The 13,681-nt window shown below is 65.9% G+C and carries 13 protein-coding genes; 5 read left to right on the top strand and 8 right to left on the bottom strand.

All coding sequences use genetic code 11. The features are described from left to right. The 4 genes from ML540_RS13340 to ML540_RS13355 all read left to right on the top strand — a co-directional run bounded on the left by ML540_RS13340 (position 1) and on the right by ML540_RS13355 (position 3,177). Positions 1 to 492: a chemotaxis protein CheW gene (locus tag ML540_RS13340; RefSeq protein ID WP_243361926.1), complete on the top strand. Its 492-nt coding sequence runs from the start codon at positions 1 to 3 to the stop codon at positions 490 to 492. Positions 493 to 722: 230 nt separating this feature from the next. Next, on the top strand, positions 723 to 911 hold the full coding sequence (locus tag ML540_RS13345) for a hypothetical protein (protein WP_243361928.1): 189 nt from the start codon (positions 723 to 725) through the stop codon (positions 909 to 911). 290 nt (positions 912 to 1,201) lie between these two features. Then, positions 1,202 to 1,915: a superoxide dismutase gene (locus ML540_RS13350; RefSeq protein WP_243361930.1), complete on the top strand. Its 714-nt coding sequence runs from the start codon at positions 1,202 to 1,204 to the stop codon at positions 1,913 to 1,915. A gap of 203 nt (positions 1,916 to 2,118) precedes the next feature. Next, positions 2,119 to 3,177, top strand: coding sequence for a class I fructose-bisphosphate aldolase (locus ML540_RS13355; protein ID WP_243361932.1), 1,059 nt, complete (start codon positions 2,119 to 2,121; stop codon positions 3,175 to 3,177). Positions 3,178 to 3,355: 178 nt separating this feature from the next. Here the strand turns inward: ML540_RS13355 and ML540_RS13360 are convergent, their stop codons facing one another. After that, positions 3,356 to 3,760, bottom strand: coding sequence for a hypothetical protein (locus tag ML540_RS13360; protein ID WP_243361934.1), 405 nt, complete (start codon positions 3,758 to 3,760; stop codon positions 3,356 to 3,358). A gap of 245 nt (positions 3,761 to 4,005) precedes the next feature. Next, positions 4,006 to 4,752: a Mut7-C ubiquitin/RNAse domain-containing protein gene (locus tag ML540_RS13365; protein ID WP_243361936.1), complete on the bottom strand. Its 747-nt coding sequence runs from the start codon at positions 4,750 to 4,752 to the stop codon at positions 4,006 to 4,008. Between ML540_RS13365 and ML540_RS13370 the strand changes: the two genes are divergently transcribed. Next, positions 4,751 to 5,989 (top strand): M48 family metallopeptidase, encoded by a 1,239-nt coding sequence (locus ML540_RS13370; protein ID WP_243361938.1) that lies wholly within the window; start codon positions 4,751 to 4,753, stop codon positions 5,987 to 5,989. The genes ML540_RS13365 and ML540_RS13370 overlap by 2 nt on opposite strands. Here ML540_RS13370 and ML540_RS13375 read toward each other — a convergent pair. From ML540_RS13375 to ML540_RS13400, 6 genes are all read right to left on the bottom strand, one after another. Beyond that, positions 5,970 to 7,217: an EAL and HDOD domain-containing protein gene (locus tag ML540_RS13375; protein ID WP_243361939.1), complete on the bottom strand. Its 1,248-nt coding sequence runs from the start codon at positions 7,215 to 7,217 to the stop codon at positions 5,970 to 5,972. The genes ML540_RS13370 and ML540_RS13375 overlap by 20 nt on opposite strands. A 61-nt stretch (positions 7,218 to 7,278) precedes the next feature. Next, on the bottom strand, positions 7,279 to 9,063 hold the full coding sequence (locus tag ML540_RS13380; RefSeq protein ID WP_243361940.1) for a SulP family inorganic anion transporter: 1,785 nt from the start codon (positions 9,061 to 9,063) through the stop codon (positions 7,279 to 7,281). 173 nt (positions 9,064 to 9,236) lie between these two features. Next, positions 9,237 to 10,463 (bottom strand): HD-GYP domain-containing protein, encoded by a 1,227-nt coding sequence (locus ML540_RS13385; protein WP_243361942.1) that lies wholly within the window; start codon positions 10,461 to 10,463, stop codon positions 9,237 to 9,239. Between the two features lie 70 nt (positions 10,464 to 10,533). After that, on the bottom strand, positions 10,534 to 11,232 hold the full coding sequence (locus tag ML540_RS13390) for a flagellar brake protein (protein ID WP_243361944.1): 699 nt from the start codon (positions 11,230 to 11,232) through the stop codon (positions 10,534 to 10,536). A 12-nt stretch (positions 11,233 to 11,244) separates the two neighbouring features. After that, complete coding sequence (locus ML540_RS13395) at positions 11,245 to 12,450, bottom strand: cyclic di-GMP phosphodiesterase (protein WP_243361945.1); 1,206 nt, start codon at positions 12,448 to 12,450, stop codon at positions 11,245 to 11,247. 124 nt (positions 12,451 to 12,574) lie between these two features. After that, complete coding sequence (locus ML540_RS13400) at positions 12,575 to 13,675, bottom strand: lytic murein transglycosylase (RefSeq protein WP_243361947.1); 1,101 nt, start codon at positions 13,673 to 13,675, stop codon at positions 12,575 to 12,577. Between the last annotated feature and the right edge of the window lie 6 nt (positions 13,676 to 13,681).

A 13,681-nucleotide genomic window follows, 5' to 3' on the forward strand; every position in this document is an offset into this window, starting at 1 on the left:
GTGAGCGACAGCACCAATCAGTTCTTGACCTTCACCCTGGGCGAGGAGGTCTTCGCCCTGGACATCGCCTCGGTGCGCGAGGTGCTGGAATACACCGCCATCACCAAGGTGCCGCGCACGCACGAGAGCATCCGCGGGGTCATCAACTTGCGCGGGCGCGCCGTGCCCGTGGTGGACGTGCGCCTCAAGTTCGGCATGGCCGAGACCCAGCGCACCGTGGACACCTGCATCATCATCGTGGAGGTGTCCCTGGGCGGCGAGGACACGGTCCTCGGCGCCCTGGCCGACTCGGTGAAGGAGGTCATGGACATCGAACCGGGGGACATGGAACCGGCTCCCCGGATGGGCACGTCCATCAAGGCCGACTTCATCCGGGGCATCGGCAAGCAGGGTGACGAGTTCATCATCGTGCTGGACATCGACAAGGTGTTCTCGGAAGAGGAAATCGGCGACGCCGTTGCAGTGGCGGGGGACGCCCGCGCCGAGGACTGACGGCACTGACCGTGCGGACCGAGGGAGCTGGCAGGCGACGGAGTCTGCCTCCTGCGCGCGTTGCGGCGCGTCAATGAGAGCCGCTTCGACCGTTTCATTGCCGGACCCTAAACTCCCGGGGCGAAACTGCCGAAAGGACAGGTGACGTGTCCGGCCTCTGCGGCCCCTGAGGCCGCGGAGGCCGGGCATGAAACCATAGACGCGGCCCACGGCCGCGCATGAGGCGGATCATGACCAGCCCCAGCGAACCACCCAGAATTCCGGACGCCATCGAACTCAACAAGGTCATCCTGGAATTCATGATCGCCAGGTCGCACAAGCGGACCGCGGAGATAGACGCCTTCGTGAACGGCTCCAACAGGACGGACATGCTCGTCATGGAGGTCTTCAAGGGCCTCATCGCCAGCGCCAAAGCCTAACTTTCCGCCGGACCGGTCCGCACGGGACTCGCCCGGTCGCATCCTCAAGAAATCCCGTCCCACGAATATCGCGCCCTGGCCCTAGCCGGTCAGGGCATTCCTGTCCTGGACGCCCCGGCGTCCCCCGCCTCCCGCAACTCATACGGATTAGAGCTATCCGGCCGACGGTTTCCGGAAACCGCCCCAAACGGGTGGCGCTTGACAGAGGCCCCCCTCGCGTTCATGAGAAATCATCGGCGATTCCCTATCCGCCCGGGCCGGTCACGCTCGGGCGGTCTTTGGAGGTTTCCATGAGTGATCGCAGTGACGGCGGCCTGACCCGCAGAGAGTTCAACGCCCTCGCCGCCTCGGCCGTCGCAGCAGCCGCTTTCGGCGCGTTCTCACCCCAACCGGCCCATGCGCAAGGAGCTCCCGTGTTTCCCATCCCTGTGTTGCCCTTTCCGGAAGATGCCCTGGAACCTGTGATTTCCGCCAAAACCATCTCCTTCCATTACGGAAAGCACACCAAGACGTATTACGACAACATGAACAAGATGCTCGAAGGCAAGCCCAGCGCGGGCATGACCCTGGAGAAGGTGTTCCTGGACGCCTCCAAGGACGCAGCCGCCGTGGGCCTGTTCAACAACGCCGCCCAGGCGTGGAATCACACTTTCTACTTCGCGGGCCTGAAAAAGGGCGGAGGCGGCGCTCCCTCGGGCAAGCTCGGCGACGCCATCAAGGCCGCCTTCGGCGGTTTCGAGGAGTTCAAAAAGGCCTTCATCGACGCGGCCGTCACCCAGTTCGGCAGCGGCTGGGCCTGGCTGGTGGAGGACGCCGGAACGCTCAAGGTGGTCAAGACCCCCAACGCCATGAACCCCATGGTCAACAACCAGAAGCCCATCCTCACAGTGGACGTCTGGGAGCACGCCTACTACCTCGACTACCAGAACCGCCGGGCCGATTACGTCAAGGACGTGCTGGAGAAACTGGTGAACTGGGACGTGGCGGCGAAGAATCTGGGCTAGCCTCCGGACGCTCGGGCGCGCTGCCGTCCGAACGTCCCATGCCGATGGCCGCGGCCATATGAAACGCGTTAAATCGGGCCGGGCCTGGAGCCATCCGGGGCCGGCCAGCCTCATTTTCCCCCTGCTGACGCTTATTTTCGTTGAAACGACGTTGCCCGGCGGCTATATGGAGGCGAGAATCCCAAAAGCCAGGAGACCTCGCCATGAAAATCGACGACATCGCCAAGCTCCTCGGCGGCGAAGCCGCATCGCTGCTGGAACACACCTGCACCACCGTCTCCAAAAAGCAGCTGCATCTGCCCGGCCCCGACATGGTGGACCGCATCTATTCCCAGACCGACCGGCCCGTGCCCGTGCTGCGCAGCCTCCAGGCCCTGTACTCGGCCGGACGTCTCGCCAAGACCGGCTACGTGTCCATCCTGCCCGTGGACCAGGGCATCGAACACTCCGCCGGGGCCTCCTTCGCGCCCAACCCCGTCTATTTCGACCCGGAAAATATCGTGAAGCTGGCCATCGAGGCCGGATGCAACGGCGTGGCCTCCACCATGGGCGTGCTGGGAGCGGTGGCCCGCAGATACGCTCACAAGATTCCCTTCATCCTCAAGATCAACCACAACGAACTGCTCACCTACCCGGCCAAGGCAGACCAGATCATGTTCGCCCAGGTGGAGCAGGCCTTCTCCATGGGCTGCATTGCCGTTGGCGCCACCATCTACTTCGGCGCTCAGGAATCCACCCGGCAGATCCAGGAAGTCTCCAAGGCTTTCAGCCGCGCCCACGAGCTGGGCATGGCCACCATCCTGTGGTGCTACACGCGCAACCCCGGCTTCGTGAAGGACGGCGTGGACTACCACGCCTCGGCCGACCTCACCGGGCAGGCCAACCACCTGGGCGTGACCATCGAGGCCGACATCATCAAGCAGAAACTGCCCGTCAACAACGGCGGCTACACGGCCATCAAGTTCGGCAAGACCGACAAGCGCGTCTACTCCGAACTGACCACCGATCATCCCATCGACCTGTGCCGCTACCAGGTGCTTAACTGCTACTGCGGCCGCATGGGGCTCATCAACTCGGGCGGACCGTCCGGCGGCGCGTCGGACCTGGCCGAGGCCGTCAAGACCGCCGTGGTCAACAAGCGAGCGGGCGGCATGGGACTCATCTCGGGGCGCAAGGCGTTTCAGCGGCCCATGAAGGAAGGCGTGGAGCTTCTGCGCGCGATTCAGGACGTGTATTTGTGCAAGCAGGTGACCGTGGCGTAGCTCCCGGTTTTTTGAGGCGTAGGAGCGAAGGGAAGAAGCAAGACGCCTCCGGCGGCCAAAGGGACCAGTCCCTTTGGAAACCCCTATCGCTTCGCGTCGATCGATGTGAAGTCAGGCGGGTGCGAAAGAAGGCCGGAAGCGCGCAAGGCGCGCTTCCGGCCTGTTTGTTGAGGGGAGGCTACCAGCCGGGGCGGTAGCCGTGGGGCATGTGGTGCCAGGGCCTGCCTTGCTGGGCCGGGATATACGTGTAATGGCCCAGGCGTCCCGGATGGATGTGCGGCGGCAGCGGCCCGAGAACCCACGACCCGTACTGGTACGACCAGTACTGGTGCGCCATGGGGTCCCAGTAGATGTTCCAGGCCGGGTAGTACACGTATTCCACCACCGGAACCTGATAGACGGGCGGCGGCGGAGGAGGGGGCGGCGGAGGCGGCGCCGGGGCGGGCACCACCACGACCGGCGGCGGAGGCGGCGCGGGAACTCCGATGCTTATGGAGATGTCCGGGCCTCCCCGGTACGCCCAGGACTGGGCGCTTACCAGCAGGCAGCATGCAGCCAGCAGGACGGAAACGGCTTTCTTCATGACGGGCCTCGATTCGAAGCTGTGGCCGCGACAGGGGGAACGTCCCCGGATCACGGCCTGTTTTGCCTCGACCCAATAGAGTCATACGGCCCCCATTTCACGTTACAAAATATTCACCTCAAAACACAAAAAATGGGCATGAGGCGCGGTTTTGCGCGCTTCATGCCCCGGCCATCCTCGCATCGATCGGCGCGAAGCCATACAGGATTCCAAAGGAACGAAGTTCCTTTGGCCGCCGGAGGCTCTTAAACGCTTTCCTCTTGGTCTTCTCTTCCGATCAATCTTCTGAACATGTCCTCGATCTTCCCGTGGTGCGACCCGGCCCAGTAGACCTTGCCGCAGCCGGGACAGCGGGAGAACTCCTCAAAATATCTCTTGGTCCTGGGTTCGAGCAGGTGCATGACGTCGGCCTTGGACGTGCTTTCGAGCAGCCCGTTGCAGCGCAGGCAGCGCCTGAAAGCCTCAGCCTTGCGTGCGAGCCCAAAGAACCGCACCACGTCGCGGGCCTGCTCCACGGGGTCGTTGGCGCGCACCAGGCGTCCCCAAACCACGATCCTGCGCCGCAGCACCCCCCGGTCCCGGGTGAGCAGGATGCGCGCCTGACTTGCGGCCAGTCGGGCCACGTCGGCGTCCTGGAAATGGCGGTCATAGAGCGTGTCGAAGCCCAGGAGGCGCAGGTAGGTGGCCAGGCGTCCCACGTTGGCGTCTGCGATGAAGCGAACCTGCGCGAGGGCGGGGCGTTCCAGGTGCGCCATGGTGACGTCCACCGGAGGCATCGCGGGGAAAATGTCGACGGCTTCGCCGCCGGCCGGAATGTGGCCGAAACCGGCGGGTTGCCCATTCACGCCTAGTCCGTATACTTCGGTGTGCGGCACGCCGAGCGATTCCACCGCGTCCTTGACGGACGCCCGGCGCGCCGTGGGAAAGTCCACGCGGCCGCTTCCCGCCAGGGAGGCGAGTTCGCCGTGAAAATGGAGTGTGGCCGTGTTCATGAACGGTTTCGTTGTTGCGATCCTGGTTTCGATGTTCGTTGTGTCCGCCATAACAGGGCTGGCCCGTTGGCTCAACGTGCGCGGGCTGACGGGCGTGATGCCGTGCGAGTTCGAGGGGGTGTTTCCCGAACAGGAGTACGTCCGGTCACGCGAGTACCTGCGGGCCGGGGCCGGCCTGGAGTGGGCGCGCGAGGGTTTCGATCTGCTGGTGGTGGCCGCATTCGCCATGGCCGGGGGCTTCGGCTGGCTGGACGCCTGGGTGCGCACGCTCGGATTTGGCGAACTGGGTTCGGGCCTGGTGTTCCTGGGCGCTTTGGCGGCCGCGCAGGGCGTGCTGGGCCTGCCTTTCGACGTCTACGGGACGTTCGTGCTGGAAGCCCGCTTCGGCTTCAACGCCACCACGCCGGAAGTGTTCATCCTGGACAGGATCAAGGGCGCTGCGTTGGGTGCGGTGCTCGGGGGCGGACTGCTTGCGGCGGTGTTGTGGGCCTACGGGCGGATGGGGAGCTACGCCTGGCTTGGCGCGTGGGCGGCTATCGCCGTGTTCACGGCGGTGCTGATGGTGGTGGCCCCGGTGTGGATTCTCCCGCTCTTCAACCGTTTCTCGCCGCTCGAAGAGGGATCGCTTCGCCGGTCCATCGAAGAGTACGCCGCGGCCAAGGGTTTCAGCCTGGACGGCATCTTTGTCATGGACGGCTCCAAACGGTCCTCCAAGGCCAACGCCTTTTTCACGGGCCTCGGCAAACGCAAGCGCATCAGTTTGTATGACACTCTGGTTGACAAGCTGTCTACGGACGAAGTTGTGGCCGTGCTGGCTCACGAAATGGGCCATGCCCGGCTCGGGCACATCCGCAAGGGGTTCATGCTGGCCATGCTGAAGATGGGGCTGACGCTCTGCGTGCTGCAGCTTTTTCTGGGCGCGTCCGGGATGCAGGAGGCGTTCGGGGTGGGGAGGCCGTCGGCCTACGTGGGGCTTGCGCTCTTCGGGCTGGCCTACCAGCCCCTGGCCCTGGCGCTGGGGGTGGTTGCCAACTGGTTCTCGCGGCGTTTCGAATTCGAGGCGGACGCCTATGCGGCGGACGCACCGGGCGGGGGGGCGGCCCTGGCCTCGGCGCTCAAGTCCTTAAGCGTGGCCAACCTCTCCAACCTGACGCCGCACGCGCTCACGGTCTGGCTGCACTACAGCCATCCGCCGGTGCTTCAGAGGATCAGGCGGCTTACGAACTCTTGCGGGTGAAGGAGGCGGCGAATTCCATGGCCTGGGAATAGCTCTCGGCGGCCAGTTCGGCGGGGATGTCCAGGGCGACGAGGGCGCGCTCCAGGCCGGCCCAGTCCCCATGCTCGAAGCAGTGGGTCATGGTAAGCCAGGGCGCGAGGGGGCCGGTGCGGGCAAGCAGGGCCTCCTTCACGCGGGCGTCCAGGGGCAGATTGCCCAGAAGCTCCTCAATGGGCGACTGGAGCATGGCGTCCAGCAGGGAGAAAAGTCCCAGGGTGAAGAGGTTGTCGACCTGTTGCTGGTCCAGGCCCTGCCCTGTGCCCGCCAGTTCGAAGAACCGGGCCCGCTGCAGGGACAGGAAGGCCAGCTCCCCGGCCTTGCCGGAGGGCGAGATGTCCGTGAGGGCGATGACCCGCAGCCAGTGCCGGAGCTGGGTCCAGCCCAGGTACATGATGGCCCTGGGGATGGAGAGCTTCTCCATGCGCTGCCCGTGCAGGGGTGAATTCAGATAGCTGAGCAGGCGGTAGGTGAGGGACACGTCGGAGCGGATGGCCTCGGCCAGTGAGTCGGCATCGGGCTGGTCGGACTGGGTGAGGCGCAAGAGCTTCAGCCGGGCGATCTCGTTGGAGGCCAGGCGCCGTCCGGCCACTACCTCGGGTTTCTTGAAGAAATATCCCTGGAACAGGCTGAATCCCAGCTTTTTGGCAGTGGCGAAGGCGTCTTCGTCCTCGACCTTCCTGGCCATGGCCGTGATCTTGCGGTCGTGCAGGGGCTTGAGGATCGGGGCGAGGCTTTCCGGCGTTTTGCCCAGCACGTCCACAATGGCCAAATCGGCCAGTTCCAGCAGCGGAGCCGCATCCGGGCGGGCCTGGAAGCCATTGACGGCGATCTGAAAGCCCTCGGCCTTGAGGGCGTCCAAGGCGGCCAGCAGGGGATCGTCCAGGAGGATGCCTTCCTCCACCTGCACCACGGTCTTGTCCGCGGGTAGGGCGTAGGGGGCCTTGTCCAGGATGGTCCTGCGCCCGAAGTTCACCAGGATTTTCTGGCTGCCGGAGAGATCTCCGGGCTGGAGCTGGAAGGCTCCGGCCACCACGGTGAGGGTGGCGGCGTCCAGGTCGGCGAACACGGCCTGGGTGGAGGCCAGACCCTGCCGATAGAGCAGCTCGTGCCCGAAAACGCGCAGATCGGCCGTGAAGACCGGTTGGCGGGCGAAAAGGGGTGGGGCGGCCAGGGCCTGGTATCCAAACATCGTAGGCGTACCCTATCCGGCTTGGCACGGGGTTGCAACAGCGCGGGGCGGTCCTGCGGGCTCAGTCGATCATGCAGAACCCGTCGGTGATGGATTCGCACTCCTTGAAGACCTTGGCTTCGCAACGGCAGCAGATGGAGTAGTCGATGTTTTTCAGCACCTCGCGGATGGCCTCGGCCTTGGTGTCGAACACGGAGTCCTTGCCCAGGCCCTGCATGCAGCCGCACAGGCGCAAGGTGTCCAGCACCTCCTGCTTGAGCGAACACAGGTAGAGCCTGCGCCCCTCCTTGCCCAGGGTGGTCTCCTGCTGGAAGACCATCTGGCAGCCGGTCACGTCGATGAAGTTCACCCCGCTGGCCACCAGGATGACGTGCTTCTGCTCGGTGTCCTGCAGGATGTGGTGCAGCTCCTCGGAGATGTGGTTCACCGCGCCGAAGAAGATGGAGCCGTCCAGGCGTAGGATCTTCACCTGGGGGCATTCCAGCAGGGGCTTGCGGGCGATGTTGGCCAGGTGGCGCTTGCGGCCGGCCGGGTCCGGGGCCAGGGTGATGAAGTGGGGATGCGAGGTGCGGTTCAGGTAGAACAGAAGCGACAACATGACCCCGGAGAACAGGGCGAACTCCAGGTTGACCGCCAGACACGACACCGCCGTGATGCCCATGACCACGGCCTCGTGGCTGCTGGTGCGCACGATGCGGTGGATGTCCCGGCCGTGGATGAGCCCGCCGGCCACCACCATGAGCACCCCTGCCACCCCGGCCATGGGCAGGTGGGCGGTCAGCGGGGCCACCAGCACCCCGGCCAGGGCCACGGCCACGGCCGAGAACACCGCCGCCAGGGGCGTCTTGGCCCCGGACTGCAGGTTCACCCCGGTCCTGGTGAAGGAGCCGGACGAGGCGTAGCCCGAGAAGAAGCTGCCCACGAGGTTGGAGATGCCCTGGCCCATGAATTCCTGGTTGTTGTCCAGGCGCTGGCCGCTGGCGGCGGCCACGGCGCGGGCGATGGCCACGGCCTCGGCCAGCCCGAGCATGGCCACGGCCAGCGCGCCCGGCACCAGGTCGCTTATGGACGAGGGCTCGGCCAGGGGCCAGGAGAACGGCGGCAGGCCTCCGGGCAGGGCTCCGGCCATCTTCAGCCCCCGCGCGTCTCCCCCCAGGGCCCAGGCCATCAGGCTTGCGGCCACCATGGCCAGGAGCAGGCCGGGCAGCTTGGGATACTTTTTCCGGAAGAACAAAGCCGTGCCCAGGGCTGTAGCGCCCACGGCCAGGGCGGCCGGATCGGACTCGAGGGAGGCCGCGGGCAGGGCTGCCAGCAGTTTCCATCCGGAGCCCTTGGGCAGGTCCACCCCGAGCAGGTGGCTCAGCTGGCCCAGCGCGATGAGCACCGCGGCCCCGGCTGTGAACCCGGTCATGACCGAGCGGGACACGAAATTGATGAGCGCGCCCATCCTGGCCATGCCCAGCGCCAGCTGGAACAGGCCGGTGAGGAAGGTCAGGGTCAGGGCCAGCTCGATGTAGCGCGGCGAGAAGGGCTCGGCCATGGCCGAGATGTTGGCGAATACCACGATGGAGATGGCCGTTGTGGGTCCGGAGATCAGGTGGAGGCTCGATCCGAACACAGCCGCCAGGATGGTGGGCACGATGGCCGAATAGAGCCCGTACTGCGGCGGCAGCCCGGCGATGAGGGCGAAGGCCAGTCCCTGGGGCAGCACGATGATGGCCCCGGTGAGCCCGGCCATGAGGTCCGCCTTGACGGCCTGGCGGTCGAGCTTGCCGCGCCAGGCACAGCACGAGGGGAGTTGGATGGAGTTTCTGGCCAGTTCGGCGAGGTCGTGCAGTGCGGACATGGTTTCTCCGGGAAGGATTGCCACCAAGCATACGCCCCAGGGGGCGTTATTGGCAACACTCGGGCAGTCCTGGACAATCCCTCTTCGGTGGCTGCCCAGGTTCCATCGAGCCTGCGATGACGAAGAACAATGCTCAACGCCGATGAGCACGGCCCAGTATCCTCGCCGTTGTTTTAAAGAAGCGTTCCCAGGTCGGGTGGAGCAATGACGGATGGCTCCACGTGGCGCACGATGTCATATCCGGAGGTGCCGCTTTCCGCGCCCAGGCGCAGGGTTTCCACGCGCCTGGGCTTCACGGGCAACCCTTCCGCATTGCGGAAAATGGTCATGAAGGGATTCAAGGGGCGGGCCGGGTCGTGGCCCGTGACCACCGCATAGCAGCCGTTGCGCAGTTGCACCACGCTGGAGGCCGGGTAGACTCCGACGCATTTGACGAAGCGGTCCAGCACGTTCTCGGCGAAGGCCACGCCGCGCTTCTCGAAGAGGGTCTTGAGGGCGGTGTGGGGGCTCAGGCGCACGCGGTACACCCGGTCGCTGGTGAGGGCGTCGAAGACGTCCAGCACCGAGAGGATGCGCGACACGCCGTCCATCTCGCTCCCGGAGATCTGGTTGGGGTAGCCGGAGCCGTCCAGGCGCTCGTGATGCTCCAGGACTCCCCGGGCGGACTGCTCAGGAATGCCCTCCTGGTCCTTGATGTACTCCCAGCCGAGCACCGTGTGGTGCTTCATCACCTCGAATTCCTCGTCGGTGAGCCTTCCGGGCTTGTTCACGATCTCCTTGGGCAGCAGGCACTTGCCTACGTCGTGCAGCAGCCCTGAAAGGCCGAGCAGCTCCAGCTGCCGGTCCGGCAGGCCCATGTGGTTTCCGAAGAGCACGCCCATGGATGCCACGTTGAGGCAATGGGTGAAGGTGTATTCGTCGTAGTCCTTGAGCACCCCGAGCAGGCGCAGCACGTTCTGGTTGGCCTTCACCGAGGAGATGAGCCGGGCGATGAGCGCCCTGGCCTGGGCCAGCTGCACCGGCTTTCCCGCCTCGGCCACGCCGATGACCCGGCGGGTGCACTCCACGCCGTGGTCGAAGAGCTTCTTGGCGAAGCGCATGGTGCCCGCGGAGTCGGACACGGCCGGAACCCTGGGGGGCAGGGGCGGCAGGGGGGCGTTCTCCGGGCGGACATCCTTCTCTTGGCTGACCCTGACGGGGCCTTCCTCGTCCAGTCCCCGGTCCAGGTCGATCTCCACGAAATGCGCGCCCAGGGCCTTGAGCTCGGCCACCGCCTTGTCGTCCTTCAGAATTCCCACCCGGGACGACAGATACGGGTGCTTGAACCAGGACATCTCCAGGCGGCTTACGTACATGCCGGGCCTGAGCCTCTCGGCCGAAACGAGCTTGCGCACGCTCATCGGGCGGCTCCCGGGCGGCGGCGCCGGGCCGGGACGTCGCCCAGCCGGTGCCCGCAGGCGGACGTACGGGTCACGGCTGGCTGTCCTGTTCCAGCACGTTTTGGGCGTCTTCCATGCGGGAGACGAACCGGGCGATCCTTTCCCGGGCGTCCGGGGCCGGGGACGAGAACTCCAGGCCCAGACTCTGGCGGACCTTGCCGCCCTTGCGCCTGTGCACGGAGGCGTCCACGCGCAGGGGGGCGTCTCCCTCGGTGTTCAGGGTGAGCACCACCGGGTCGCCGGTCATGATGTTGAGCACCTTTTCGCTTACGGCCCCGTCCAGGACAATGTGGCAGCCACCCAGGCTGATGTCCGTGACCAGGCCGTCCACGTCCAGGAAGTCGTTGGTGATCCTGGCGGGCAGGAAGCACGTGGCCCGGCGGTGCCTGCGTAGCTGGAGGCGCTCCGCCGAATAGGGGTAGGCCACCACCAGCATGGGCGCGGGCGAGAGGACGGTCTTGAGCACCCTGGACTTGAAGCCCCAGAGGGTGCCTTCGCATTCCAGGCGCAGGGTTATCCCCGGACCCAGGGCGAGCTTCTGCTGGATGCCGGGCACGCCGGGCAGCCGGATGATGAGGAACTGGTAGGGCTCCAGGCCGATGACCGATGACCTGAACCGCTCCTTGTCGCTCTCGAAGGAGAGCACGCACGGCTGGCCCAGCGAGACGTCCAGGTGGAATCCGGGACTGCGCCGGCTTTCGGGCTGTCCGTGTTGGGGGGGCGTTGGCACTGCTGCGCCTTCCTAGGCGATGCCCATGAGCATGGGGGGCGGCAGTTCGCCGGGCTCCACCGGGCGTTCGATCTCGTATTCCTTGCGGGCGAGCTCCCCGCACAGTCGCCAGGTGTCGAGGCGGCGCTTGACCAGGGGCCGGTGCTCCCTGTCGCAGAAGACCATCACTTCGGGGAAGAGCGGTCTTCCCGGCGTCTGGCGCGTGACCACCGCGTAGCAGCCGTTTCTGAGCTGCACCACGCTGAAGGACGGGTACACGCCCAGGCGCTTGATGAACGTGTCCACCATGGCTTCGGGGAACGTCTGCCCTCGCTGGTTGAAAAGCAGGCGCAGGGCGGCGTGGGGCGACATGCGGGGCCGGTAGACCCGGTCGGAGGTCAGGGCGTCGTAGACGTCCACCACGCTGATGATGGAACTGTAGGGGTGGATGGCCCCGTCGGCGAGCCCGCGGGGGTATCCGGAGCCGTCCAGGCGTTCGTGGTGCTCCAGCACGGCCCGCAGCACCTCGCCAGGGATGTCGTTCTGCCGGCTCAGGTAGCCGTGGGCCAGGGCGGGGTGCGCCTTGACCAGATTGAATTCCTCCTCGGTGAGGGGGCCCGGCTTGACGATGACTTCGCGGGGGACCAGGCATTTGCCGACGTCGTGGAGAATTCCCGCCAGGCCGAGCCTCTCCAGGTCGGCCTGCTCCAGGTTCATGGATTTGCCCAGAAGAACCCCCAGCGCCGCCAGGTTCAGGGAGTGGGTGTAGGTGTAGTCGTCGAACGACTTGAGCGACAAGATGATGTGCAGAACGTTTTCATTGTGGTTCACGGCGTCCACGAGCCGGGCGACGAGCGGCTGGAACTCCTCGGTCCTGACCGGCTTGCCCGCGCGGACACTGTCCATGAGCGAGCGGGTGGCGGTCATGGCGTGGTCGAACAGCTTGCGGGCGAACCGGGCGGAGCGTTCGGGATCGCCCTCGGATGGGCAGGGCTGCAAACGCTCCCTGGCGGCCTTTCCCGGCCGGATTTCCGGCGAAGGTCGGGCCTCGTCCGCTGTGCACAAATCTGTATCGATTTCTACATGACTGATGCCGAGCTTCTTGAGCTCGTTGATAAGCCCCTGATCGCGCACGACGCCCAGGCGGGTGCTGACGAACGGGTGCTTGAACCAGGAGAGGTCGAAGGAACTGACGAACATGCCAGGCTTCAGATCCTCCGTGGAGATGCGCTTGATCATGGGCGCCGCCAACTGCACGGGTAGAAAAGGAAATGCCGCCACACGGACAGTATGCTGGGCGCAGGATGGCAACAATACGTGTTCCCCTAATTTTCCAAGGGGGGCTCTCGCAGCGGGCGGAACGCTACGGCTGGGCTGGGCCCCCCTTGAGGAAGTGGGACACGGCCATGATGGTGTTCACGTAAGTCTGGGAGTGGTTGTAGCGGAACAGGGCCTCGCGCAGGGCGGCCTCATCGTCGAGGTTGCCGGTGAAGCCGTGGTTGCGCAGGTAGTTGGCCATGGAGAACACGGCGTCGCGCACGTTGAAGATGTCCACCCGGCCGTCGCCGTCTCCGTCCACGCCGAAGCGCAGGAGGCTGGAGGGCATGAACTGGCTCACGCCGATGGCCCCGTAGATGGAGCCGGGCATGGCGGCCAGGTCCAGGCGGTTCAGGCGCGCGTAGGTGAAGAGCGCCTTGAGTTCCGTATAGGCCCAGGCTGCCTTTTCGGCGGCCTTGGCGTCCAGCCAGGTCTTGCGGTCCGGGGTGACGTTCTCGCCCGCGAACAGGCCCATGACCCCCGAGGCCGTGGCGGAGGCGGCCATGCTGGCCAGGTTGTTCACGGCCAGGTTGTCGCCCAGGAACTTGCCGGTGCGCGTCTCCACGGTCAGAAGCCCCACGGCCACGGCGGGGGGCACGCCGTAGCGGGCGCGCATGTCCTCCAGCAGGGCCTGGTTGGCGTCGAAGAATTCCTTGGCCTCGGCCAGGCGTTCGGGAGCGAGGATGACCTCGTATACGTCGGGCGGCCCCTGGTCGGCCAGGGCCTTGAGCTCGCGGCTGGTCTCGGCCGAGGCCTTCTGCTGCTCCTGGTCGGCCAGGGTGGCCAGATCCAGGCTGTATCGGCCATCGGCCGTGAGGCCGTGATCGCGTTGGAAGGCCCGCACGCCGTTTCTGAACACGAAGTCCAGCCGGCCAGTGTTCTGGCCGAAGTAGTAGCCCAGGGCGGAGAGCCTCCCCTGGAGCCTGCGCACCACGTCGGAGCCGTACTTGGCGGTGTACATCTCCAGGAGCTTCTTGCCCATGGGATCGGGCGTGAAGGCCACGCCCGGCTTGGCGAACACCGCCTGCACCTCGGCCTGGGGCACGCCGTCGGCGACGAGCTTGCCCTTGAGGGCATCGAACTGCCCGGCCCGGGCCGGGAGGGCTGCCAGCGCCAGGAGAAGCGCGGTCAGGATGGTCTTGCGCATGGAATC

This window comes from Fundidesulfovibrio terrae (genome assembly GCF_022808915.1).
Taxonomy (GTDB): Bacteria; Desulfobacterota; Desulfovibrionia; order Desulfovibrionales; family Desulfovibrionaceae; genus Fundidesulfovibrio; species Fundidesulfovibrio terrae.

What these genes read in the sequence shown, in the direction of transcription:
- ML540_RS13345 (WP_243361928.1), top strand. Translation starts at nt 723, where the DNA reads ATGACCAGCCCCAGCGAACCACCCAGAATTCCGGACGCCATCGAACTC.
- ML540_RS13350 (WP_243361930.1), top strand. Translation starts at nt 1,202, where the DNA reads ATGAGTGATCGCAGTGACGGCGGCCTGACCCGCAGAGAGTTCAACGCC.
- ML540_RS13355 (WP_243361932.1), top strand. Translation starts at nt 2,119, where the DNA reads ATGAAAATCGACGACATCGCCAAGCTCCTCGGCGGCGAAGCCGCATCG.
- ML540_RS13360 (WP_243361934.1), bottom strand. Translation starts at nt 3,760, where the DNA reads ATGAAGAAAGCCGTTTCCGTCCTGCTGGCTGCATGCTGCCTGCTGGTA.
- ML540_RS13370 (WP_243361938.1), top strand. Translation starts at nt 4,751, where the DNA reads ATGAACGGTTTCGTTGTTGCGATCCTGGTTTCGATGTTCGTTGTGTCC.
- ML540_RS13365 (WP_243361936.1), bottom strand. Translation starts at nt 4,752, where the DNA reads ATGAACACGGCCACACTCCATTTTCACGGCGAACTCGCCTCCCTGGCG.
- ML540_RS13375 (WP_243361939.1), bottom strand. Translation starts at nt 7,217, where the DNA reads ATGTTTGGATACCAGGCCCTGGCCGCCCCACCCCTTTTCGCCCGCCAA.
- ML540_RS13380 (WP_243361940.1), bottom strand. Translation starts at nt 9,063, where the DNA reads ATGTCCGCACTGCACGACCTCGCCGAACTGGCCAGAAACTCCATCCAA.
- ML540_RS13385 (WP_243361942.1), bottom strand. Translation starts at nt 10,463, where the DNA reads ATGAGCGTGCGCAAGCTCGTTTCGGCCGAGAGGCTCAGGCCCGGCATG.
- ML540_RS13395 (WP_243361945.1), bottom strand. Translation starts at nt 12,450, where the DNA reads ATGATCAAGCGCATCTCCACGGAGGATCTGAAGCCTGGCATGTTCGTC.
- ML540_RS13400 (WP_243361947.1), bottom strand. Translation starts at nt 13,675, where the DNA reads ATGCGCAAGACCATCCTGACCGCGCTTCTCCTGGCGCTGGCAGCCCTC.